Annotated in this window: 18 protein-coding genes; 8 read left to right on the top strand and 10 right to left on the bottom strand. The window is 41.8% G+C overall.

The features are described 5' to 3' along the window. Window positions 1-180: 180 nt before the first annotated feature. From RMZ42_RS01290 to RMZ42_RS01280, 3 genes are read right to left on the bottom strand one after another with little or no spacing between them, the layout of a single operon-like run. Window positions 181-2,832 (bottom strand): ABC transporter substrate-binding protein, encoded by a 2,652-nt coding sequence (locus RMZ42_RS01290; protein ID WP_322669686.1) that lies wholly within the window; start codon window positions 2,830-2,832, stop codon window positions 181-183. Between the two features lie 5 nt (window positions 2,833-2,837). Beyond that, a complete protein-coding gene (locus RMZ42_RS01285; protein WP_322669685.1) occupies window positions 2,838-4,406 on the bottom strand; it encodes an AAA-like domain-containing protein in 1,569 nt (522 codons plus the stop codon). Window positions 4,407-4,415: 9 nt separating this feature from the next. Continuing rightward, complete coding sequence (locus RMZ42_RS01280; RefSeq protein WP_322669684.1) at window positions 4,416-4,763, bottom strand: CU044_2847 family protein; 348 nt, start codon at window positions 4,761-4,763, stop codon at window positions 4,416-4,418. A gap of 182 nt (window positions 4,764-4,945) precedes the next feature. Between RMZ42_RS01280 and RMZ42_RS01275 the strand changes: the two genes are divergently transcribed. Together RMZ42_RS01275 and RMZ42_RS01270 are read left to right on the top strand one after the other, a co-directional pair. After that, window positions 4,946-6,091, top strand: coding sequence for a hybrid sensor histidine kinase/response regulator (locus RMZ42_RS01275; protein ID WP_322669683.1), 1,146 nt, complete (start codon window positions 4,946-4,948; stop codon window positions 6,089-6,091). 187 nt (window positions 6,092-6,278) lie between these two features. After that, entirely contained in the window at window positions 6,279-7,661 is a 1,383-nt protein-coding gene (locus tag RMZ42_RS01270) for an aldehyde dehydrogenase (protein WP_322669682.1), read from the top strand. 76 nt (window positions 7,662-7,737) lie between these two features. Here the strand turns inward: RMZ42_RS01270 and RMZ42_RS01265 are convergent, their stop codons facing one another. The 3 genes from RMZ42_RS01265 to RMZ42_RS01255 all read right to left on the bottom strand — a co-directional run bounded on the left by RMZ42_RS01265 (window position 7,738) and on the right by RMZ42_RS01255 (window position 9,624). After that, window positions 7,738-8,343: a sulfite oxidase-like oxidoreductase gene (locus tag RMZ42_RS01265; RefSeq protein ID WP_322669681.1), complete on the bottom strand. Its 606-nt coding sequence runs from the start codon at window positions 8,341-8,343 to the stop codon at window positions 7,738-7,740. A gap of 295 nt (window positions 8,344-8,638) precedes the next feature. Further along, window positions 8,639-8,812: a 50S ribosomal protein L32 gene (gene rpmF, locus RMZ42_RS01260; protein WP_094328804.1), complete on the bottom strand. Its 174-nt coding sequence runs from the start codon at window positions 8,810-8,812 to the stop codon at window positions 8,639-8,641. Between the two features lie 320 nt (window positions 8,813-9,132). After that, a complete protein-coding gene (locus RMZ42_RS01255) occupies window positions 9,133-9,624 on the bottom strand; it encodes a hypothetical protein (protein ID WP_094348614.1) in 492 nt (163 codons plus the stop codon). Window positions 9,625-9,827: 203 nt separating this feature from the next. Between RMZ42_RS01255 and RMZ42_RS01250 the strand changes: the two genes are divergently transcribed. Next, window positions 9,828-11,705: a caspase family protein gene (locus RMZ42_RS01250; protein ID WP_322669680.1), complete on the top strand. Its 1,878-nt coding sequence runs from the start codon at window positions 9,828-9,830 to the stop codon at window positions 11,703-11,705. A gap of 90 nt (window positions 11,706-11,795) precedes the next feature. On the opposite strand, the gene RMZ42_RS01245 is transcribed toward RMZ42_RS01250, so the two are convergent. Continuing rightward, window positions 11,796-12,173, bottom strand: coding sequence for a Mo-dependent nitrogenase C-terminal domain-containing protein (locus tag RMZ42_RS01245; protein ID WP_322669679.1), 378 nt, complete (start codon window positions 12,171-12,173; stop codon window positions 11,796-11,798). A 519-nt stretch (window positions 12,174-12,692) separates the two neighbouring features. Between RMZ42_RS01245 and RMZ42_RS01240 the strand changes: the two genes are divergently transcribed. After that, the gene (locus RMZ42_RS01240) at window positions 12,693-13,304 is read left to right on the top strand and encodes a hypothetical protein (RefSeq protein ID WP_322669678.1); all 612 of its coding nucleotides are present in this window, start codon (window positions 12,693-12,695) and stop codon (window positions 13,302-13,304) included. A 179-nt stretch (window positions 13,305-13,483) separates the two neighbouring features. On the opposite strand, the gene RMZ42_RS01235 is transcribed toward RMZ42_RS01240, so the two are convergent. The 3 genes from RMZ42_RS01235 to RMZ42_RS01225 form a co-directional block, all read right to left on the bottom strand. Then, window positions 13,484-15,256, bottom strand: coding sequence for a ribonuclease J (locus tag RMZ42_RS01235; protein ID WP_322669677.1), 1,773 nt, complete (start codon window positions 15,254-15,256; stop codon window positions 13,484-13,486). Between the two features lie 277 nt (window positions 15,257-15,533). Then, window positions 15,534-16,418, bottom strand: coding sequence for a 4-hydroxy-tetrahydrodipicolinate synthase (dapA, locus tag RMZ42_RS01230; RefSeq protein ID WP_322669676.1), 885 nt, complete (start codon window positions 16,416-16,418; stop codon window positions 15,534-15,536). 218 nt (window positions 16,419-16,636) lie between these two features. Then, a complete protein-coding gene (locus RMZ42_RS01225) occupies window positions 16,637-17,674 on the bottom strand; it encodes an aspartate-semialdehyde dehydrogenase (RefSeq protein WP_322669675.1) in 1,038 nt (345 codons plus the stop codon). An 874-nt stretch (window positions 17,675-18,548) separates the two neighbouring features. Here RMZ42_RS01225 and tig point away from each other — a divergent pair. The 4 genes from tig (at window position 18,549) to RMZ42_RS01205 (ending at window position 23,399) form a co-directional block, all read left to right on the top strand. Continuing rightward, the gene (gene tig / locus RMZ42_RS01220) at window positions 18,549-19,988 is read left to right on the top strand and encodes a trigger factor (RefSeq protein WP_322669674.1); all 1,440 of its coding nucleotides are present in this window, start codon (window positions 18,549-18,551) and stop codon (window positions 19,986-19,988) included. Window positions 19,989-20,332: 344 nt separating this feature from the next. Continuing rightward, window positions 20,333-21,031, top strand: coding sequence for an ATP-dependent Clp endopeptidase proteolytic subunit ClpP (clpP, locus tag RMZ42_RS01215; protein WP_104905916.1), 699 nt, complete (start codon window positions 20,333-20,335; stop codon window positions 21,029-21,031). 9 nt (window positions 21,032-21,040) lie between these two features. Continuing rightward, window positions 21,041-22,381, top strand: a complete 1,341-nt coding sequence (gene clpX / locus RMZ42_RS01210; protein ID WP_322669673.1) for an ATP-dependent protease ATP-binding subunit ClpX — start codon at window positions 21,041-21,043, stop codon at window positions 22,379-22,381. Window positions 22,382-22,478: 97 nt separating this feature from the next. After that, window positions 22,479-23,399: an alpha/beta hydrolase gene (locus RMZ42_RS01205; RefSeq protein ID WP_322669672.1), complete on the top strand. Its 921-nt coding sequence runs from the start codon at window positions 22,479-22,481 to the stop codon at window positions 23,397-23,399. Window positions 23,400-23,410 lie beyond the last annotated feature (11 nt).

Here is a 23,410-nt window from a genome sequence, read left to right as displayed (position 1 = left end):
CATAACACGCCGACGTATTGGCATAACACGCCGACGTATTGGCATAACACGCCGATCGCCTGTTTTATAGTAAGAGTGCGATCGCAATTCCTTCCACAGCAGAATTTCAGCAAGTTTTGGATAATCTCACCTCTGGGGAATGAGCGATCGCTTATTTTGGAGTTATGATAAATTTCTTCGTTACTTAACTTGTTCAAATTTAAACAGACCATCGCTACCTTTAACTACTTTGACAAGAACAGGTTCTTGTTGACGATCGCCTCTCTGATCAAAATGGAGTGGATACCCTGAAGTTTCGGTTGGTGAAAGATTAATAGATTTGAGATTTTGCAAAACAGTTTGGCGAGAGGGATTGTTAGACATAGATATAGCTTTGATAAAAGCCTGAGTTGCATCATAAGCTGTAGCTGTGCGCCAGCTAATCTGTCCTCCCCACATTCCCTTAGCTTCCTCTGCAAATTTTTTTGAGTTTTGATCTTCTGCAAACCAATCTACACATATAACCAAACCTTCAAAAGCGTTTCCACCTGATTTCAAAGTGTCTTGATTGTACAAAGCATTTCCCCCTAACAGAGGCAATTTTTTGCTTCCCTGGGCGCGGGCAATTGCAAGTGCCACAGAAGTTAACTCTGTATTCGGAAACAGAATAATTGCATCTGCATTTTTTTCCTTGATTTTTGAAATTTCGGCAGATATATTCAGTGAAGCATCAGCCAAATTCTGAGTATATATAACTTCCCCATTATTATCACTAACAAATAAATTTTCAAATTCTTTCTTTACATCATTACTATAAATATCATCAGGATTGTATAAAATTACTACTCTTTTATAGCCCTGATTCCTAGCATAATCTGCTAACTCACCAGCATTTACTTCAGTAGAAAGTACTGTTCTAAAAAATACTCTGCTATTTATTGAGGTACTTGTACTTCCTGGAGATATCATTGCTATACCAGCGCTTTCATACTGAGGTAGTGCTGCTTGACTATTTGGACTAGTATAGTGTCCAATAACTCCTAAAATATTTTGATTTTTAATTAGCTCTCTAGCAACTTTTTGAGCTTGAGTTTGATCGCTGCCATCATTTGCAATTACTATATTTAAAAATCGCTTATTCACTCCATCTAAACTGTTAAAATTATCTTGTGCCTGTGCAACTCCTCGCAATAGTTCTTTAGAAATATCCGTTTCTTTATTAGTATCTGGTAAAACCACTGCCAGAGTGAGTGGCTTGCCTTGTTGATATGCTTTGGCATTGTTGTAATAAATTCGCAACTCTGGGTCATAAGGAAAGGCTTGCCTAGCTCTTTGAAAATACTCAACAGCTTGGGTATAATTATAATTTTTAAAAGCGTTAAGAGCCTGAGTGCGACTTGGGTTTTCACTTCCACCAAACAAAGTACGCTCACCTTGACTAAATGATTGCTCAAATGGCTGCTCAAACAATATTTGATTTGCTTGAGTTTTAATATATGTATTAATGGTTTTCAAAGATTGCAATACTACTACTGGAATCATTACCAGTAGTGGAGCCACCAAGATAAAAAAACGCTGCTGACTTCGTATTGCCATTTCTTGGCTAGTATTTAAAAATTGATAATCATTAACAAGCAATTCTTTACCTTTTTGCCATTGTTGAGCCTCTTGCAATTTATGTCCACGTAACAACTGTGATTTATCCTGACGATTAGAATTTAGCCATGCTGCTAGTTCTTTCGTATAGGGACATAAATCCGTTAAAGTCTCATTAATCCATTTATGATCAAAAACAAACTCATAAATACGGTTATAAACTCTTAACTTTCCATTTTGCTTAACGACCAATCCTGACAGTCGTAATTCCATTTGTTCGGTACTATTATTATCTTCTCCAATTTCTCCATTTTTTAAAATTTGCTGATATAGTCCTAGCAATGGCTCCGCATATTTATTGATGACAAACCGATTGCTTATTGTCCTCAAATGTTCCGGATCATCCTGAAATTGCCAATTTTGTATAATACGCGATCGCACTAATTCCTCTACAGACAATCTTTGTTCATCATCTAAAATCAATTGACAAAGCTTTTGAGTAAGAAAAGGTTGTCCACCAGTCCATTCCAAAACCTCTTTTAGCTTTTCTTGGGGATTACTGACTTTACCTACTAATCCCTTAGCTAAAGGCTTGGCTTCATCTAGATCAAACCCTTTGAGTTCAATTGGTTGACCAATATTAAAAGGTGTACGCTGTCTATCTTGAATCAAATCAGAGGGAGTTGCTACCCCTAAAAGACAAAATGTCAGGCGTTTATATTCTGGTTTATCAGCACGTTGGTTATAACAGGCTCGAATCAAAGTGAAAAAATCCTCAGTTGAAAAACTGAGGCTGAGAACGCTATCAATTTCATCTACAAAAATGACAATTTTTTTATGAATAGAGGTTAGTATCTCCTCTTCAAGGAACTTCCCCAATCGCCGCAATGGAGGCAGTAATTTTTGCGCCTTCCACCAGTTTTCTAAATCAAAATTATCGTCTAGTTTTAGACTCCTAACCAGGCTGTCAATTACACCTGCATACCATTGATCGGGAGTGACATCCTGACTGCCGATGGCGGTAATATCAATTTCAGCACAATCAATCCCCTCTTCCTGCAACCTTTGCATGGTTTTTACCCGCAAACTCGATTTACCCATCTGCCGCGAGTTCAGAACATAACAGAATTCACCCGCCCTCAACTTTTTGTATAAGTTGTCATCTGCCTGCCGCTTAACGTAAGTAGGGGAATCTGAAGGTAAAGTACCCCCAACTTGGTATTCGTAGTTTGGCAGGGGATCTAGCGAATTTGACATCAACACTACACCCCCAAGCGATCACGAAAATACAGGCGATACAAATCACATAACGGCTGAACAGAATTATTATGAGTATATTTTACTAGTCCCATATGCTGTAACTTAGACGCTTTGACTCGATCTATCAGGACAGCAGTATTTTTGGCTACTACTTGCTTCATGGTCTCTAGTAGTTGATGTTCCTGCAAAATTAACCAATGAAGGCGCAAGTGATCGCCGTATAAGCCTCCTTCAGTAGGCGCAATTTGCAATAGCTCGATTAACGTCAATCCGCATCTTGTCATTTCATACAGTGCTTTCTTTACCAACCAAGGATGCCCACCCACCATATCCATCAATTGAGTAGTTTGTTCTTCATTCCAATGAAGTTTAAGATGTTGTGCCAATTTTTGTACTTGTGCTTGATTCAACTGAGGTATGTCAATAGATTTACCCACATTGAACGGTGATTTATTCCTATCTGTAGAAATGTAATCTTCTTTAGAATAGGCAATTACTAACTGTAGTTTTTTCCAAATAGGTCTAGTATGGGCTTTCTCATGCCAAGTTCGCAACAAAGGAAGAAAGTCACAAGCGATCGCTTGATGAGAAAAAAGTATATCGACGTTATCCAATCCCAAAATTAGGGAACTGCTGATTGCTGGTAAGAGATATCTTTCAAAGTAGTTGGTACAATTACTGTTAGCACTCAGCGCACCTCGCCAGTTTTCAGCTAGATTATGCGGTAGATTCAATTCTTCAGCTATGCTGCCACAAAACCACTGCAAGAACCGTTCTAGAGTATTGAATACTTCTTTTTCTGGTTCTTGAAAGTCCACTCGCACTGGTTGATAGCCTTGCCGTTCCCCATAATCCAAAATCTGGTTCATTAAGTAGGTTTTGCCCCATTGCAAGGGAGCCTTCACGCGGATTAATGCCCCTCCCCTATCAACTGCCTTGTAACAATCAGCATAAAAAGCTTGATCGAAAAACGGAAATTCAAGTTCTAGGGATGGTTCTGGATGCAGCAAACTTTCCAAGTCAGCCCAATTTTCTTGAACTGTGGTTAATGGTACAGCTAATCCCCCTTGGGTATTGTCGTAAGCGGCAATCATCCCAACTACCGCTTTAACTTTAATATCAAATACAGGGGAACCACTATAGCCACCGATGATTTGTTGCGAGTCTGCCATTACCCGCAACCGCAACATTAATAAGTTACTAAAACCTAAATGACGGTTAGCATCAGTGATGTTGCCCTCAATCGTCCCTCCTTCAGGGAAGTCCAAACGCCCATAGCCAATAGACAGAAATTGATTCCCTGGCTCAAAGATTAGCGATAGAGGTACAGCATTGCCTGGATAACCGGATAATTGCAATATGGCGAAATCATCGCGCGTGCTATTTCCCAAATAAACCAATTCAACCGCTTTCCCATTGACTCGCACTTCTTCCCAACCTCCTGCTGACTCAACCACATGAGCGCAGGTGAGTAAATGTCCTTGGGTTGAGATAAAAAAGCCCGTACCTTGGATATTACCTTCTGGAGTAGCGATCGCAACGGTACAAGCTCTAACTAAATCCCAACTCATGACAATTTATTACTTGTTTTCTTCTTGTGTAAGTTTCCAAGTTATTTTCACCTTCAGTGATGCCTGTCCACTAGATTCGACTACATAAACTGAGCCTTTGGCGGTAAAATTCAACCCAAACTCAACTTCTCCGCTCACAGGTTGCGATTCTTGCTGTAAGGTACGAAATGCTTTTGTAATTGGGCGACACCCGCGAACAATCAAATCCTTAACGGCATCGAAGCTTGCCTCTACTTTTTCTATAGGTAAATCACCTGTAGGTGGTGATACACGACCTACTGAGCCATCTGGTAACTCAACTGCTACCAAAATCTTGCCGCCATCCTCTGTATTCAGTTCTAGAAGTTTACGAGCCATAATTCAATTAGCTTGTGGCTATCTGTTAAAAAGGTAAGTAAAGTAGTTTTTGAAATGGATTTATATAAACTTCTAGGTAAATAATTTTTTTGTAGAAAGTATATTTGAGCGTTATATAGAAAAACTATACCAATAAAGCAGTTTCCCTAAAAATTTACTTTTATCTCGTACCTTGCATCTATATGACTTCACAATCTTCTCGCTCTGACAAAATTCTGGTTGTCGATGACTCTCCTGATAACGTGTTTTTGATCAAAACTATTTTGGAGGAAGAAGGTTATACCATTAGCACCGCCGAAAATGGAATTTCGGCCTTGGCAGAATTGAAAGCTTCTCCTTGTGATTTAGTTCTGCTGGATTTGATGATGCCAGGTATGGACGGGTACGAAGTCACTAAGCACATTCGTGGAGAGATGAAATTGCCGCAATACATTCCCATATTGTTAATAACTGCCCACGATGCGCCCAACGTCGCCCACGGACTAGACTTGGGTGCTGATGATTTTATCCGCAAACCTGTAACAGTAGACGAATTGCTGGCACGAGTGCGATCGCTCCTACGTTTGAAGCATAGTATGGATGAACGTGATGAAATTGCCCGCCAGCGAGAAGATTTTGTCTCCCGTCTCACCCACGACTTACGCACTCCCTTGGTAGCTGCCGATCGAATGTTGATGCTATTTCAGCAAGGGGCATTGGGAACATTATCAACGCAAATGCAGGAAGTAATCGCCATCATGGCCCGTAGCAATATCAACCTGCTTTCTATGGTGAATACTTTATTGGAAGTTTATCGTTTTGAAGCGGGTCGCAAAAGTTTGGCGTTTCAACCGGTTAATCTGGGTCAATTACTAGATGAAGTGACTGGAGAATTGTCACCCTTAGCTCAAGATAAAACACTGTCCCTAAATTTGGATGTTACTGAAGAGTCAGTCACAAATACAGTGATGGGCGATCGCTTGGAACTACATCGTTTATTTACCAATCTCATCGGAAATGCGATCAAATTTACCGACTCCGGGTCTATTACTATTCGTTTTACTTCTCAACGCCATTTCAACAAAAGTAATCAATCTCAGTTCTCTGAAACATCCAATTCCGTTGACTACATTAGAATTGAAATAGCGGATACTGGCCCAGGTATTCGCCCTGAAGAACAAGCCACTATATTTGAACGATTTCGCCAAGGCAGTCATAAGAGTTCTGGTAGTGGCTTAGGACTGTATCTTGCTCGTCGAATTGTCGAGGCACATCAAGGCATTATTCTGCTTAATTCCGAGTTGGGCAAAGGTAGTATATTTATTGTGCTTCTACCCACCAAAGTATGAAAAACTAGTAATTATAAATTATGAATTATAGAGTTTTTTATCCTGGTAATTCATGATTTATAACCTTACTAGTATCTACGATAATTTAAAGTAAAAAATTAAATCAGAAAATCAAATGCTAACAATTGAGAAATTAAATATGCTGAGATAACAGCATTAAACAAATAGTTTTTAATAGGAAAAAACAATGATTACCACTGAATTATCTAACATTGGCAATATTATCCAGAATCAGCGAGAGTTTTTTCAAACGGGCAAAACTAAAGATGTAACTTTTCGCATTGAACAACTGAAAAATCTTAAGCAAGCAATTATCGAACATGAACAGTCAATAGTCGAGGCATTACAAGCGGATTTACATAAACCAGAAGTAGAAACTTACCTTACAGAAATCAGCGTAATTAAGGATATTGATTACGCCATCAAACATCTTCAAAACTGGAGTAAACCCCAAAAAGCAGCGGTTTCCTGGGATTTTTTTTCCTACTCAGCAAAAATTTATCCAGAACCATTAGGGGTTGTCTTAATTATCGGGCCTTGGAACTATCCATTTCAGTTAATTATCTCACCGTTAATAGGTGCGATCGCAGCCGGTAATTGTGCAATTATCAAACCTTCAGAAATAGCTTCTCATACGTCTGATGTCATTGCTAAGATTATTGCCAAACATTTTGACCCTGCTTATCTTGCAGTGATTGAAGGAGGCGTGGAAGCAAGTCAAAAACTACTTGCAGAAAAGTTTGACCATATCTTTTTTACTGGTGGTACAGCCGTCGGCAAAATCATTATGGCAGCAGCAGCAAAATATCTTACACCAGTGACTTTAGAATTGGGTGGTAAAAGTCCTTGCATTGTAGATACTGACATTAATATTGAACATACTGTCAGACGAATTACTTGGGGCAAATTTATTAATGCGGGACAAACTTGTATCGCCCCCGACTATCTTTTAGTTAATAAAACAATCAAGAAAGATTTAATAGATGGTTTGGAAAAATCTTTAAAAGAATTTTATGGTGATAATCCAGCAAACAGCCCTGATTATGCCCGGATTATCAGTGAAAAACACTTTGAGAGATTAGTTAGTTTTCTTAAAGATGGAAAAGTTGTCATCGGTGGAGAAAATCAACCTTCAGAGCGTTATATTGCTCCAACACTAATTGATAATGTCTCACTAGAAGATTCTGTAATGCAGGAAGAAATTTTTGGCCCTATTCTACCCATCATTGAATATACTGACATTGCAGAAGCGATCGCCTTGATTAACTCTAGACCCAAACCTTTGGCGTTATACTTATTTTCTCAAGATAAAAACCTGCAAAAGCGAGTTTTGCAGGAAACTTCCTCTGGTGGAGTTTGTATTAACGACACAGTTATGCAGGTTGGTGTCTCGTCTTTACCATTTGGTGGAGTGGGAGATAGCGGTATTGGCAACTATCACGGCAAAGCTAGCTTTGACACCTTTTCCCATCAGAAAAGTGTATTGCAAAACTCCTTCTGGCTCGATTTAAAATGGCGATACGCTCCATATCAGAGCAAATTGCCGCTAATCAAGAAACTTTTAGGATAGAAGTTATGAGTTATGAGTTATGAGTTATGAGTTATGAATTTTTAACTCCTAACTCTAAACTTCTAACTTCTAACTATTAAATCCCAAAAGCGTTGCTGTAACGCTCCTCAGCCCAAGGTTCACCACGGCGATGGTAGCCATTGCGCTCCCAAAAACCAAGTTCTTCAGCAGCTAAAAATTCCAAACCATTAATCCACTTAGCACTTTTCCAAGCGTAGAGGTGGGGTACAACTAGCCTCATCGGCCCACCGTGTTCAGATGGAAGGTCTTCACCAAAGACTTTAAAAGCAAAGAAGTTTTCTTCGCGCAGAAAATCTTCTACAGAAATATTGGTGGTGTAGCCGCCATAGCAGTGTTCCATAACATGGGCTACTTTCGGGTCTAATTCAATCAGACCCATAAAATCTGTAACTTTAATGCCAGTCCATTTGACATCAAGTTTAGACCAGCGCGTTACACAGTGGAAGTCAGCTGTGAATTCGTGTTGAGGTAGCGCCATAAAATCTGACCAACTAAAGGTAGTAGATTTTGCTAAACCCCAAACTCGAAACTCCCATTCCTCAGTGCTGACTTTGGGAGTTTCGCCGTAAGTTAATACGGGGAAACCTTTAGCTAAGTGTTGACCAGGAGGGACGCGTTCGCTTTCTTCTTTACCTGGTTTCTGAAAAAATTTTCCTATCATAATTAGAGAAAAATAAGTTTTCTCAAGATGTTTACAAGCTTTTTTGCTGAGTTGCCAACAGCACCAGATGTTTTACTCTTTATATAAACTCTTGAATGATAGGTAATGGGTAATGGATATTTCCAATTACTCACTACCAATTTTTTTCGATCTAATGAGCTTATGTAGAGTGTCTATGACTCATAATGCAATCAGGAAAGCTAAGAAAAAGCATTTATCTAGCGATCGGAAGTTTGATTGTTGAGTTTGGCAATCAAATCTATCGGCGCTATTCGTGCTTTTCCTGACTGAGAAATTATGATTCTTCTTCCTCTTCTTCAGCAGCTGGATAAACAAATGTAGAACGTCCAGTCAAAATTGACTTACCCAAAGATAGGGCTTTTTGAGCTTCAACGACGGCTTTATGCCTCCAGGTAGCTCGACGTTTATCTCGTTTTGATTTGGAAGTTTTCTTCTTAGGAACAGCCATGTCAGCAGATATCGCGATTTTTGACAACCTTCTTATTCTAGGCCATCCACTGACGCCAAAGACAACAGTTGAGTCAGGAATAAGTAAGTTGGGTTAAGACTGACGCTAGGACGCGGGAACAGCAAGAATGACTTTCTTTTAAGGACTGACAAGAAATAATTATCCATATTCAGGGTGGGCATCCTGCCCGCCCTGAATATGGGACGGGTGAGGACACCCATCCCACAAGAAAATTTGGGATATTTTTTATTTGGAAGTCCCTAAGTTCCCCCAAGGTTCCGAGCCAAAAAAGCTTTGGCTCGGACTTCTAGCTCAACCCGTCATTTTGGCGTTGACACAGCGCTAGCTGCTGGAACTTGATTAGAGTTATTTTCAAAGAAAAGTAAAGATCGCGCAGTTTTGAAGTAAGTGGCCCAATTTTGAGCATCAGGACGCGATCGCCATTGAGGACGACTGACATCTAATGTCAGGACTGGTGCGATCGCTCCATAATTTTGTACGGATACAATTATGGAAACATCTGTCACCAAGATATCTTGGTCGAAGCTCCTTTGAGCAGCTGCCCTAGCGACCGCTTCCGCTCTCCTGAGAACGGTTTCATAGTTTTCTTCTGGCAGGCGGTCGATAGCTAGATCGACTCTAGCGGTGTAAGCTCGCACAAGCTGCGGTGCGATCGCTTCCATCAAAAACCACGCAGGAACAGTAGATATAAGCAAAACTACTAAAGGAATTATCCGGATTCTTCTGGCAATTTGGCTAATAACTGAAAAGGGAGCGAGCGATGATGGTAGGTGAGCAGAAATTTTGCTCATGACCTTCTATCTCCTTAGTAATGATCTGTTATTGAAATTAGGTAAAGGTATTTTCCGGCTAAATAACGTAATAAAAATTACATTCTAACTTAAGATTCAATCAGAATCACCTAGACTATAAGACATAGGTTAGCTTTGTTTGATTTGACAAAGCCAACCGCAATTTTAAGACCAGCAAACAACAATAACTGACAAAGAGCGGGATGGCAAATTACTGGGCGATCGCGATTGGTATCAATCAATATCAGTTATTTCAACCTTTAAGTTGTGCCCAAGCAGATGCTGAGGCACTAGAAGATTTTTTGGTGACAGAGGCAGGTTTTCTCTCCAAGCACTGTCTAGTGATGACAGATACTTCGCCGCCGATTGGGGATAGATCGACTTACCCGACGAAGGAAAATATTTTGCTGCTACTTGAAGATTTGGCAGCAACAAGTTGGCAACCGGAAGACTATCTGTGGTTATTTTTTAGCGGCTATGGAGTTAATTACAAGGGTAAAGATTACTTAATGCCAGCAGAGGGGAACCCGGAACTGGTGCAAGAGACTGGCATAGAATTGCGATCGCTAATGCAAAGTCTACAACTTGCCAATCTGAATGTATTGCTACTACTCGATATCAACCGCGCTTTTGGTACTCAAGCGGATGCTCCCGTTGGTGAAGAAACAATAGAACTAGCCCAAGAACTACAACTGGCGACTATTCTTTCTTGCCAACCAGAGCAATTTTCCCATGAGAGTAGCGAACTAGGTCACGGATTCTTTACAGCAGCTTTGTTAGAAGCTTTGCGTTCTGGTAATGGCAGCAACTTGGCAGATTTAGAAAGCTACCTCAGCCTGATCGTGCCAAAGTTATGTCACCACCACTGGCGTCCTATCCAAAACCCCGCCACGATCATCCCATCAAGGCAGCAAGTAATCTTGCCAAAATTGGCAATGGAAAGTGATTTTCAGCCAGAACCGATAATTTATCCTGAAGAATCTTTTGCTGTTGCTCTTGCAGCCCCTCCCCTTGACGATTCCTCTAAAACTTCAGCAACTCAGGGCAGACGGGGAGAAGCTAGTGTTAACTCCTCCCAACAGGCGAAAGGTCAAAAAGTCCAAGAGTCAGGTGGCGGATTAGTTGCCCAGCCAATGCCGGAAACTTCCTTGGGAGTGAATACCAAAGGAAGATTTATCCCCAATTCCTCTAAAGGTTACGTCTCTCGATTGCCAGCGAATCAGCCAAGCATCCCTTTTTGGAAACAGTTTATCTTGTGGGGCGGAGGCAGCTTACTGGTAGCAGGTTTAATCGCCGTAGTTTTTCTGCGTAATCAAGAAACTTTTAGAATTAAGCAAATATCAAGTGCATTACCCAATGCTACTGTTAGCGATCGCCAGGTTGTCGAGAATTTACCAAGCGATGTCTCCGACGGGCTACGCCTACGCACTCCACCAGTTAGACTCAAAAATCAATCTAGCGCCCAAATAACCTCTAGTTCCGAGTCGAAAAAGCGGAATCAAGCAGTATTAGACCTGGCGAAAATGTCGCTCAGACAAACTCAGGCTAGCGATTTGAGCATGGCGATCGCTACAGCCCGAAAAATTCAACCTGGTGAACCACTGTACGAACAAGCTCAAGAGAATATTAAGATTTGGAGCCAGATGATTTTAGATTTAGCAGAAGGTCGTGCTAAACAAAGACAGTATGCAAGCGCTATTGCTGCGGCTCGATTAATTACCAAAGATGAAGCCCCCTACGCGAAGGCACAAGCAGCAATTAACCTGTGGCGCTTAGAGGGTAAGCAGTATGTGAGTAACAAAACTCTTTTAGATGCAGCGAATGCCTTAATTAAGCCCGAACAGGCATCTACCTACAATCGGGCGATCGAAGTTGCCAAGAAAGTACCACCCGGACAACCAGGCTTCGATACTGCCCAAAAATCGATCGATAAATGGAGTGAGAAAATTTTAGACTTGGCAAAGCGTCGCGCCGCCGAAGGAGAACGTAATGCCGCAATTGCAACCGCAGCCTTAGTGCCAGAGGAGACAGGCGCTTACGAAGATGCTCAGGATGCCATCCAAAAATGGCAAAAGAAATAGTAAAAAAATAGTAAAAAATAGCAGAGAGTTAGGAGTTAGGAGTTATATTATTGATCCCTGAGTCGTTATTCCTTACTCCTAACTTTTCCCTCAACAGTACTGAGATATATCTTCGCCGCATTCATCGGCTAGATAGCACATCGCTCGGAAACGTAAACCAACCACTTCTTCATATAAGGGGTTGAGCTTGCACATCGGCGGGATGTGAAACAAGGTCTTGCCAAATAATTTGACATCGCGCTCAAAGGGGCATTGAGATGGAATCAGTTTGCACAAACGGTGAGCTAGTTGGCGATCGCGGACTTGAATGTTTTCTACTCGCTGCCGTAAGGGTTGGAGAATATCCCAGTAAGGCTTGGAAACAGAATGGTTTAGCTGGGTTGCTTTATGGTCAGTAGTCTCTGCTTGATTGATTGATACCCAGCTAGCCAGAAAAATCTTTTTTGTGGTATTGTCGAATACCTTCATGGTTAACCCTCTGTGTTATTGAGGCTATTCACCTTTTTGATGAATATATACAACGTGGCAACGAACTTTCCCGGAAAAATCGCGTTCTGACTGCGATATAATGTAATACCTGATTAGCCACTTAAGTCAGAACCTAATTTATTACTACGTCAAGTTAATCGCAAATTTCTGGGGATCGGTAGTGTAATATTACGATCTTGTTCATAACTTGACACAGTTTAAATTTTAATAAAGACATCCATCATTGGATAGGTTTTAGTGTAACATTTACAGAACTTAATATAAGGTCTTTCTAAAAGAATTTTTGCTAAGTATAAACATCAGTAATACTCTAGAAGGCATTTTTCCTCTCCGTGTTCCCACTTTCTCACGTAAGTGTGTCTTGTTCATCGCTGGCTGAATACTGTAGAAGTAATGATTTTCGATCGAGTAGAATCGATTGCATTTCACAAAACTAGGTTGGCAGTGGCAATTTGAGAATGATACAGTCTGAAGCGTTAAAATCAGATGAGCTTGCTTATGGTTTCTGTATTCTACAGCGCAATTCCTCCTGACAGTACGCTGTATGCACGGCTTCTACGTGAAAAGGCACTCAGTATCCTTGTAGCTTATCTTTTCCCCTATGGTTGCGGCATTTTCCGCTTTTTTGAAATTGAGCCTGAAGAGATTGACGAAATCGTGGAAGATGTTATCGAAACAGAACAAGAGACTTTTGGATCTGAGCTAGAAGCAAATTGGGTAATCGCACAATTGCGGTCTGAGTTAAGGCTTACTCGTCAAGTGTATCCAGGGATTGAAGATAGAACAGCAACACTAGAAAAATCATCTGCTGAGATCAAGGAACGTTTGTCGCAAGAGCTATCGAGAAGAAAGTTTGCAAATGCCGATGAGATTGTTGAAAAGCTCATGTTCGGAGATCAAACTTTTGCTCTAACTCTATTGTCAGCAGAGGAGTCATTAGGACTGATATCCCGTGAGCTAGTCAGTGAAGGGGCCAGCATTTTTCGACAGATCGATCCTGAAACAGTGTTTGCAAGAAATGAATGGTGTTTTGAAGACTTCGAGCGATGGAGAAATTTGTATCTTTCAGCAGCCGAGAAAAATGAGGAGATATTGGTTGCAGTTGCTTGAGGCCACAGCAACCTAACAAGTGAGATCGCCTCCAATAACTATAGATAATTTCTATACGCATTACAAAAGAAAGCGCAAAGACGTTCAGAAAAATTCTGTGTCTTTGCGCCAATCGAAATTTGAGCCGTGAAAGCCACTGCTCAAACTTCTCTCTGTATGAGATTTTTACCTGAAATTTTCTATGATGCTACCTGAGCAGCAGTCCGAGTCCGCCGTCTTCTCCCATCAGCAACTTTTACAGGTGGCTCATCAGGAATTTGCATCAACAAAGTCACAGATGGCTGACATTGCAATTCCCGACGGATGGAACGTTGCAATTCTCGTTCTAAAGTACCTTGCAATCCACCCCAGTCTATATCTGCTGCTTCACCTTGCTCAGGAGCAAATTCTGTCCAGCGCACCGTGAGGATTTCTTCAATGCGTTGTTTTACCCAGGTTTGCAGGAGCGATCGCTCTACACTTGTAACTACACCCCGGAGGTGAGTTTCTGGTTTTGCTAACAGTTTACCATTCCAATCAATGGCAGCTGCGATCGTAATAATGCCTTCTGAAGCCATGCGTTGCCGTTCTTGCAGCACTTTCGCACTTACCATACCCGAACTAGTAGTATCCACCAGTTCTATACCAGATGGCACTTTCCCAGCGACGCAAATGGCATCTTCTGTCAATTCGACAATATCACCATTCTGAATGATAATCGTGTTTTCTGCGGGAATGCCCATACTCTGAGCCGTTTCTGCGTGCTTCACTAGCATCCGATGTTCGCCGTGAAATGGCACAAAGAATTTCGGTCGAGTTAAGGCAATCATCAGTTTTTGTTCTTCCTGACAGCCATGACCGGAGACGTGAATTCCTTTATCCCGTCCATAGACCACTTTCGCACCTTGAATCATTAATTTATCAATGGTGTTGACTACAGCGATCGTATTTCCGGGAATTGGGTTAGCAGAGAATACTACCGTATCTCCTTCGCGGATTTTAATGTGAGGATGTTCTTTGTTAGCAATGCGGGTCATGGCTGCCATCAATTCACCCTGAGAACCTGTAGTTAAAATCAGCACTCTTTCATCGGGTAGGTTGCGGACAGCGTGCAATGGTTGCAGCAGATTGTCTTCACACTTGATGTAACCTAAATTGCGGGCATGAGCAATCAAGTTCAGCATGGAACGCCCGACAACTGTCACTACACGATTCTGCTTCTTGGCAATATCCAAAATCATGTTGATGCGATGGACGCTAGAAGCAAAGGTCGTGACAAATAATCGCCCAGGTGCTTGACTAAATACTCTCTCCAGATTGGGATAAACTGAACGTTCTGAAGGTGTAAATCCTGGCACTTCCGAATTAGTGGAATCACTTAGTAAACAAAGAACGCCTTTTTCTCCATGTTCTGCTAGGCGTTGCAAGTCAAACTTTTCACCATCGACTGGAGTATGGTCAATTTTAAAATCCCCTGTGTGAATGACTACACCCAGGGGAGTATGAATAGCAACAGTGAAACTATCAGCGATGGAGTGGGTGTTACGGATATATTCGACTAAAAAGTTTTTGCCAATCCGCACCACATCGCGTGGTAGAACTGTTCTGATTTCTGTGCGATCGCGGACTCCTGCTTCTTCTAATTTACCCTCTAGCATTGCCATTGCTAATCTGGGGCCATAGATCACCGGAATATCAAATTGCTTGAGATGAAAAGCAATCCCGCCGATATGGTCTTCATGACCGTGAGTCACGATCATCCCTTTAATTTTGTGCCGATTTTCCCGCAGATAGGTCATATCTGGTAAAACAATATTGACTCCATGCATCATTTCTGTGGGAAAAGCTAATCCTGCATCTAACAGGATAATTTCATCGTCATACTCGAAAAGACAGGTATTTTTACCAATTTCATGCAAACCGCCCAAAGGAATAATTTTCAAGGCGGAATTATTAGCTTCGTTTTTAGCCATTTTCTCCTTAGATTGTTACTTTTGATTAATTAAGTTGATAGTTAACTTTCCTTGTATTTCAGACAACATCTGTCTTTTAAGCCAGTCCCAAAGCAATCAAGTTTTAATTGAAGATTTCAATTTTTTATTCAATAAAATCAACTGTAAAACTCAAGGATTCATAGTATATCTATCAGTCCTAGCACAGGTTTTTAAATGCAACTTATGAACAATTACGATCGTTGTGTATATGTATCTTTGGCAAGGAGGAGACTATCAACATTTAAATAGCTGGTGGTTAAATTAAACTAAGTTCTTTCAGAATCGCTTCTAACTTTTGACTTACTTCTAAATCAGCTTCACATAGCGGCGGACGAGTTGAACCAACCTCCCAACCTTGAAGTTGGAGTGCTTTTTTCACTGGAATGGGATTTGAAGTAAGAAATAAAGCTTTAAACAAGGGAAATAATTGGAGATGAATGTCGCTTGCTACCTCAACTTTTCCCGCCCTAAAAGCTTGAATCATCTGCTGTAGTTGGTTTCCTACCAGATGAGAAGCCACACTTACCACACCCTTTGCCCCGATCGCTAACAAGGGCAAAGTCATGTAATCATCACCAGAATAGATGTGGAATTCTTTTGGTGTCAAGCGACGAATAACGCTAGCCTGATCTATATTACCAGTGGATTCTTTAATCCCGACAATATTGTTAACCTCAGCTAACCGGGCAACTGTTTCTGGCTGAAGGTTTTGTCCGGTACGACCTGGGACATTATATAACAACAACGGTAAGTCGGGACAGGCTTGTGCTATTGCCTTAAAGTGCGCTTCCAATCCCGCTTGCGGCGGTTTGTTGTAATAAGGAACAACTTGTAAGGAACCATGTACTCCTATTTTAGACGCTTTTTGGGTGGCTGCGATCGCTTCTTTGGTGGAATTCGATCCACAACCTGCGATTACCTTGGCTTTTCCGGCCACGGACTGCAATACCTCGACAAACAACTGGTATTCCTCATCCCAACTTAGTGTCGGGGATTCTCCGGTTGTGCCGCACATCACCAATGTATCTGTACCGTTGTTAGCTAGATGCGCCGCCAGTTCTGCCGCTACATCATAGTTGACACTACCATCTGCTTTAAATGGCGTAATCATAGCGGTTAAAACATTGCCAAAATCTCCCACCCTTTTTTCACTCCTGATTACCCATGTTTTTATATCTTGGTGGTTCTCTATTGTAATAACCTATCTGCAAATTGCTTTCAAGTGTCATTAGTCATTTGTTATTTGTCCTTTGTCATTTGTCATTTTACTAATTACCAATGACTAATACAACTCTTGGAGAGGCTGCGCCCGAAGCGTAGCTATGCCGCAGGCTTTACGACTACGCTCAGTACAAGTGACTAATGACTAATAGCTAATGGTTTAAGTAGATTTTTCTCTACTAACAATTCGGCTATTTGTACTGCATTCAATGCTGCACCTTTGCGAATTTGGTCGCCACATAACCATAATTCCAAGCCACAAGGATGAGAAATATCCTGGCGAATTCTTCCCACTAAAACTTCATCTCGACCGGTTGCTTCTATTGGCATCGGAAAATGATTCGTTCCCCAATCTTCTACCAATTTTACTCCCGGGGAGGAATTTAAAATTTCTTTGGCTTCCTTCGCACTAAAAGGAGTCTCAAATTCTAAATTAATGGCTTCTGAGTGAGCGCGGAGTACGGGAACCCGTATACAGGTTGCAGTGATTCTGATTTGCTGCGTACCAAATATTTTTCGGGTTTCGTTGACCATTTTCATTTCTTCCTCACAGTAACCCAAATCGTTTAATGGGGAGTTATGCGGGAATAAATTAAATGCCAATGGATAAGGCAATATTTCGGCAATCGCTGGCTGTCCTTGTAGTATAGCGCTTGTTTGGGTTTTAACTTCTGCCATTGCCCTAGCTCCAGCACCACTAGCAGATTGGTAGGTTGCAGCGACGATGCGTTGCACTGGTTTAACTTTATGCAATGGCCAGACTGCCACAGACATTAAAATTGTTGTGCAGTTGGGGTTAGCAATAATGCCTTGGTGATGCGCCGCAGCTTGGGGATTCACCTCTGGTACTACTAAGGGAACTTCCGGGTTCATCCGAAAAGCACTGGAGTTGTCAATTACCACTGCGCCCTTTTCCACAGCAACTGCTGCCCAAGTTTTGGATGTGGAACCGCCTGCACTAGCTAGTACTATATCGACATTTTCAAAGGCGCGATCGCTCACTGCCTCTATTGGTATATTTTCACCTTTAAACCGCAGCGATCGCCCCGCACTCCGCTCTGATGCCAATAACTTCAAGTCAGCAACCGGAAAATTACGACTTTCTAATAATTCCAGCAACTCTGTGCCTACTGCACCAGTAGCTCCTAAAATAGCTAAACGATAGGATTTCGACAAACTTGCTTCCTCCTTATTAAGAGACTTAATCTGCAATTTCTTGGAACAATGGACAATTTAGTTATATTTAAATAGCGATCGCAGTCTGGAAATACATTTTAAATAGGTTTAAATTTTTCTTTCATTTAATATATCTTTATATATTTAATACATTTTTTTATAATGTTGCATTTTAAAATAACGCCAATTTTTTCATCAATAACTATAACTATATATTATACAATAAACCGCTATTTATCAGAAAAAGGGAGATATCTGCATTTAGGGGTTTAACAAGCATCCTTCCTGTAAAGAAACAAATGTATTGGCTACAAACTTGTTTACCAAAGATGATGAATATACTACGAGCTAAATGCAAAAAGCCAGCACAACACAAAACTGAGCTATGTGGTTAAGTGACAGATGCACTCTCGTACCACACATAACTTAATAATAGCTAGATAATAGCTAGACTCAATACTATAACTTTAATTTGAGGTACTAACCACTCTTTGAGACCAGGATATCACGGCGTTAGCCCACTGAATAATTAATTCCCAAGTTTTAGAGTGAGTCGGGGGTGAAGAAGGGAATAGCGTATTAGGTTACAGGGTAGAGGTGACAGGGTAAGGGTTACAGATTATTTCCCTATCACCTCCCCCTTAATATCAATGCCCCATTAACCAAATTGTTATGAAAGTAAAATGTCAAGTCCTTGATAATTGGCAGTAAACTGGATCTTTGCCCCAAGACAAACATCCATCCTTGGATGTCACAAGACCTTTTGGCAAACTTCCATTGCCCTAAGAGACATCAAGCTATAAACGCAAACAATTATTTTATTGCGTTTTGTGTGTACTCGGAGTATAAAATACCAGAAAACTAGAGACGAAGCATGAAAGTTACCCAGGAAAAACTTCCCGCCAGCCAAATTGGCCTGGAAATAGAGATTACGCCGGAAATTACCAAGCAAACTTACGAACAGGTCATTAAAAACTTAGCGAGTACTGCCAATATTCCTGGGTTTCGTAAAGGCAAGGTGCCTCGGCCGATATTACTACAACGGCTGGGTACAACTCGAATCAAGGCAGCGGCACTGGAAGAACTAATTCAAGATGGCATTGAGCAAGCAGTCAAACAAGAAGCCATCCCAGCAATCGGTCAGCCGCAATTGCGCTCCTCTTTTGAGGATTTGATTAATAATTATGAACCGGGAAAACCCTTGACGATTTCGGCTGCTGTGGATGTAGAACCAGAAGTGAATCTAGTGCAGTACACTGATTTGCAAGCCAAGGCCGAAGAAGTCAAGTTCGAGCCAGAGCAAGTGGAGAACACGCTGGATAAGGAACGTCAAGAATTGGCGACATTGATTCCTGTGGAAGGACGTGCAGCTCAAATCGGCGATATTGCTGTAGTCGATTTTAAAGGTTCATTCGCCAGAGTTGAGGGCGAGGACGAAACAACAGAACTAGAACCGATTCCCGGAGCCGAAGCAACTGATTTTCAGGTTGAGTTGCAGGAAGATAAGTTTATTCCAGGCTTTATTTCGGGAATAGTGGGGATGAATCCTGAAGAAACGAAAGAAATTGCGGCACAGTTCCCAGATCCTTATGCTAATGAAGAATTAGCTGGAAAAGCGGCAACTTTTACCGTGACGCTCAAAGAACTGAAAGAAAAGGAACTACCAGAAGTAAATGACGATTTCGCCCAGGAAATCAGCGATTTTGAAACCTTAGAGGAGTTACGCGCTTCTTTGGTAGAGCGATATCAAAAAGAGGCGGACGACAAAACAAAAACCAATAAGCAGGAAGCCTTGTTAACGGAACTGCTCAAGCAGGTAGAAGTTGACTTACCAGCAACCTTGATTGAGCAAGAAGTGGATGCAATGCTAACGCAAACAGCAATCCGGCTGTCTCAGCAGGGATTGGATGTGAGAAAGCTGTTTACTCAAGATATTATTCCGCAATTGCGGGAGCGATCGCGTACTGAAGCAATTGAACGCATCAAACGCTCTTTATCCTTACGAGAAATCGGCAAACGCGAATCTATCGAGGTAACACCAGAAGAAATCGCAGCCAGAGTCACAGAACTTTTGGAACAGTACTCGGAGGAACAGGACGTTGATGAAGATAAACTGCGCTCAATCGTGGAAAACGAACTGTTAACCGAAAAAATCATCGATTGGCTCTTAGAACACTCATCAGTTGAACTTGTACCGGAAGGTTCATTGAGTACTGCGGAGGAAACGGAAGACGCAGAATCAGATGCTGATGCTGATGCACCTCAGACTGAGGAAGAAAACACCGAAGCTTCTACAGAAGTTACAGAAGGATAATAAAAAATCCCACAACCATGAGTTCACCAGTTCTGAGTTAAAGTACTGGTGAAATGGGTAAGCTAAGGGAGATGAGGGAGCAGAGAGCAGGGGAAAATAACCAATACCCAATGCCCAATGCCCCATGCCCCATGACTCAGGGATGAAGTCAAAATAATTAAAGAATTAATGAATTTTCGGCAAATAGTGACACTTGTTATCACTTGAGCTTGATACTGTGTTACACGAGAGGAAATTATATGAGGCATAATGGTTAACACGTAGCTTATAAAAATTCCATTCGTTGAAAAGGCAGCATCCGCTGCTGAAACATTTGTCCTAAATAATTCTCAAAGAAAGCTTGTATGCTTGAATCGCAGTCGGGAAATTCCCCAATCAGCAACTTAAGTCGAATAAACATTAACTCCCAGTTAAGCAGCCCTAGCAACATCGTGCCGATGGTGATAGAGCAATCTGGCATGGGAGAAAGAGCTTTCGACATCTACTCCCGCCTGCTGCGAGAGCGGATTATCTTTTTAGGAACGCCAATAGACGATGCCGTAGCCAACTCAATTGTGGCTCAGTTGTTATTCCTAGACGCCGAAGACTCAGAAAAAGACATCCAACTGTATGTTAATTCTCCTGGCGGCTCCGTCTACGCAGGGATGGCAATCTATGATACAATACAGCAAATTCGCCCTGATGTTGTTACCATCTGTTTTGGATTAGCCGCGAGCATGGGGGCATTTTTGTTGACAGCAGGGGCTGCCGGTAAGCGAATGTCTCTGCCCGACTCCCGGATTATGATTCACCAACCACTTGGTGGCGCTCAAGGTCAAGCCATTGACATTGAAATTCAAGCCAGAGAAATTCTTTACGTAAAGGCTAAGTTGAATCAGCTAATGGCTCACCATACTGGTCAACCCTTAGAAAGAATAGAAGCAGATACTGAGCGCGACTTTTTTATGTCGGCAGAAGAGGCAAAAAACTACGGTTTGATCGATCAAGTCATTTCCAGGCAAAATCTTCCCGTAGCAGGGGAAAACGTCACCATTCTGAAATAAGAGGCTGGTATGGTTAAGTACGACTCCCATTTAAAATGTTCATTTTGTGGCAAGTCTCAAGAGCAGGTGCGTAAGTTAATCGCAGGGCCGGGAGTCTACATCTGCGATGAATGCGTTGACTTGTGTAATGAAATACTAGACGAGGAGTTGCTCGATACCAGTGGTGCGGCAGCACAACCAGCACCAAGAGCAGAACCACCTGAAAAACGGCGTACCCACTCTGCTAGTATTTCGTTTAATCAAATACCCAAGCCAAGAGAGATTAAAAAGTATCTAGACGAACACGTTATTGGTCAAGACGAAGCGAAGAAAGTGCTTTCAGTCGCCGTTTACAATCACTACAAGCGACTGGCAGTCATTCAGTCTAAAGCCAGTGGCAAACCTGGGGCGGATGATGCCATAGAACTGCAAAAGTCCAACATCTTGTTAATCGGCCCGACTGGTTGCGGCAAAACTCTCTTAGCCCAAACCCTAGCGAAAATCCTGGATGTACCCTTTGCCGTAGCCGATGCGACGACGCTGACGGAAGCTGGGTATGTGGGAGAAGATGTGGAAAATATCTTGCTGCGACTGTTACAGGTGGCAGATTTGGATATAGAGGAAGCGCAACGGGGAATTATTTACATTGACGAAATTGACAAAATTGCTCGTAAGAGCGAGAACACGTCAATTACCCGCGATGTTTCTGGCGAAGGCGTGCAGCAAGCCTTGCTGAAAATGTTAGAGGGAACGATCGCTAATGTACCACCCCAAGGAGGGCGCAAGCATCCTTATCAAGACTGCATCCAGATTGATACAAGTAATATTTTGTTCGTCTGTGGTGGTGCCTTTGTGGGCTTAGAAAAGATTGTAGATCAGAGAGTTGGCAAAAAAGCAATCGGCTTTGTGCAACCGGGTGAAGGTCAATCGAAGGAGAAACGAGCAGCAGACACGCTTCGCCATCTAGAACCGGATGATTTAGTAAAATTTGGCCTGATTCCAGAGTTTATTGGGCGGATGCCAATGGTAGCAGTAGTAGATCCGCTAGATGAAGAAGCACTGATGGCGATTCTCACTCAACCACGCAGCGCCCTAGTGAAGCAGTACCAAAAACTGCTGAAGATGGATAATGTCCAGCTAGATTTTAAAGCAGATGCTTTACGAGCGATCGCTCAAGAAGCTTACCGCCGTAAAACTGGTGCGAGAGCATTACGTGGTATTGTCGAAGAATTAATGTTGGATGTAATGTATGAGTTACCATCCCGTAAGGATGTGACACGCTGTACAGTTACAAGGGAGATGGTCGAGAAGCGATCGACTGCCGAACTGATAATACATCCGTCTTCACTACCGAAGCCAGAATCAGCTTAATAGTCATTAGTGATTGGTCATTAGTCATTGGTCAAAAAATAAGGAATAATAACCATATACCAGGGACTAATGACAACTGACAAAGGACAAATGACTAATGCCTTATATTAATGTTCGTGGCGTTGAGCATTACTACGAATGGGTGAAAAAACCATCCGGTTCTTTGGTAAAACCAGTGATGGTTTTCATTCACGGTTGGGCTGGTTCGGCTAGATATTGGCAAAATACTGCTGATGCTTTATCAGAGCAATTTGATTGTTTACTCTACGATATGCGGGGATTTGGCCGTTCTGGTGGGAAGCCAACCATCACCCAAGCAAGTGAAGCTGTTGCTGAATCTGATTCCCCACAGGAAGAATCAGAGGCAATCAGAGAGTTAACCTATGAATTAGAGGAATACGCTGATGATTTGGCAGCTTTGTTAGATGGGTTGCATCTCCAGCGTGTTTATATCAATGCTCACTCGATGGGCGCTTCTGTTGCTACTTTATTTTTTAACCGCTATCCCGAACGAGTAGAACGAGGAATTTTAACTTGTAGCGGCATTTTTGAGTACGACGAAAAATCTTTTAGTGCTTTTCATAAATTCGGTGGCTATGTAGTAAAATTCCGTCCCAAGTGGTTAAGCAAAATTCCATTTGTTGACCGGATGTTTATGGCCAGATTTCTACATAGTTCTATACCACATTCTGAGCGGCAAGCTTTTTTGGAAGATTTTCTCGAAGCAGATTACGATGCGGCTTTAGGAACAATTTTTACTTCAGTTAGTAAAGCTCAATCTGAAGTGATGCCGCAAGAGTTTGCCAAGCTAACAGTGCCGACTCTGCTTGTAGCAGGGGAGTATGACAAAATTATTCCAGCCGAGATGGGGCGTCAAGCCGCTGCATTGAATGACAAAGTTAAATTTGTGATGATTCGTAACACAGCGCATTTCCCAATGTTGGAAGATGCGCCAACTTATATGCAACAGGTACAAGAGTTTTTGCAAATTAACACGGCAAAACCACAAGTCGGATAACTGATGGCGGT

The sequence above is a fragment of the Nostoc sp. DedQUE05 genome, from assembly GCF_034530955.1.
GTDB lineage: Bacteria > Cyanobacteriota > Cyanobacteriia > Cyanobacteriales > Nostocaceae > Nostoc.
Note: the sequence above shows the minus strand (reverse complement) of the source record. Positions and strands in the feature narration are given on the sequence as shown.

Bases quoted from the DNA above. Each gene is read 5' to 3' on its own strand.
- RMZ42_RS01235 (WP_322669677.1), bottom strand. From the start codon at position 15,256: ATGGCTAAAAACGAAGCTAATAATTCCGCCTTGAAAATTATTCCTTTG.
- RMZ42_RS01290 (WP_322669686.1), bottom strand. From the start codon at position 2,832: ATGTCAAATTCGCTAGATCCCCTGCCAAACTACGAATACCAAGTTGGG.
- RMZ42_RS01250 (WP_322669680.1), top strand. From the start codon at position 9,828: ATGGCAAATTACTGGGCGATCGCGATTGGTATCAATCAATATCAGTTA.
- tig (WP_322669674.1), top strand. From the start codon at position 18,549: ATGAAAGTTACCCAGGAAAAACTTCCCGCCAGCCAAATTGGCCTGGAA.
- RMZ42_RS01285 (WP_322669685.1), bottom strand. From the start codon at position 4,406: ATGAGTTGGGATTTAGTTAGAGCTTGTACCGTTGCGATCGCTACTCCA.
- RMZ42_RS01205 (WP_322669672.1), top strand. From the start codon at position 22,479: ATGCCTTATATTAATGTTCGTGGCGTTGAGCATTACTACGAATGGGTG.
- rpmF (WP_094328804.1), bottom strand. From the start codon at position 8,812: ATGGCTGTTCCTAAGAAGAAAACTTCCAAATCAAAACGAGATAAACGT.
- RMZ42_RS01240 (WP_322669678.1), top strand. From the start codon at position 12,693: ATGGTTTCTGTATTCTACAGCGCAATTCCTCCTGACAGTACGCTGTAT.
- RMZ42_RS01265 (WP_322669681.1), bottom strand. From the start codon at position 8,343: ATGATAGGAAAATTTTTTCAGAAACCAGGTAAAGAAGAAAGCGAACGC.
- RMZ42_RS01245 (WP_322669679.1), bottom strand. From the start codon at position 12,173: ATGAAGGTATTCGACAATACCACAAAAAAGATTTTTCTGGCTAGCTGG.
- RMZ42_RS01255 (WP_094348614.1), bottom strand. From the start codon at position 9,624: ATGAGCAAAATTTCTGCTCACCTACCATCATCGCTCGCTCCCTTTTCA.
- clpP (WP_104905916.1), top strand. From the start codon at position 20,333: ATGCTTGAATCGCAGTCGGGAAATTCCCCAATCAGCAACTTAAGTCGA.
- RMZ42_RS01275 (WP_322669683.1), top strand. From the start codon at position 4,946: ATGACTTCACAATCTTCTCGCTCTGACAAAATTCTGGTTGTCGATGAC.
- clpX (WP_322669673.1), top strand. From the start codon at position 21,041: ATGGTTAAGTACGACTCCCATTTAAAATGTTCATTTTGTGGCAAGTCT.
- RMZ42_RS01280 (WP_322669684.1), bottom strand. From the start codon at position 4,763: ATGGCTCGTAAACTTCTAGAACTGAATACAGAGGATGGCGGCAAGATT.
- RMZ42_RS01270 (WP_322669682.1), top strand. From the start codon at position 6,279: ATGATTACCACTGAATTATCTAACATTGGCAATATTATCCAGAATCAG.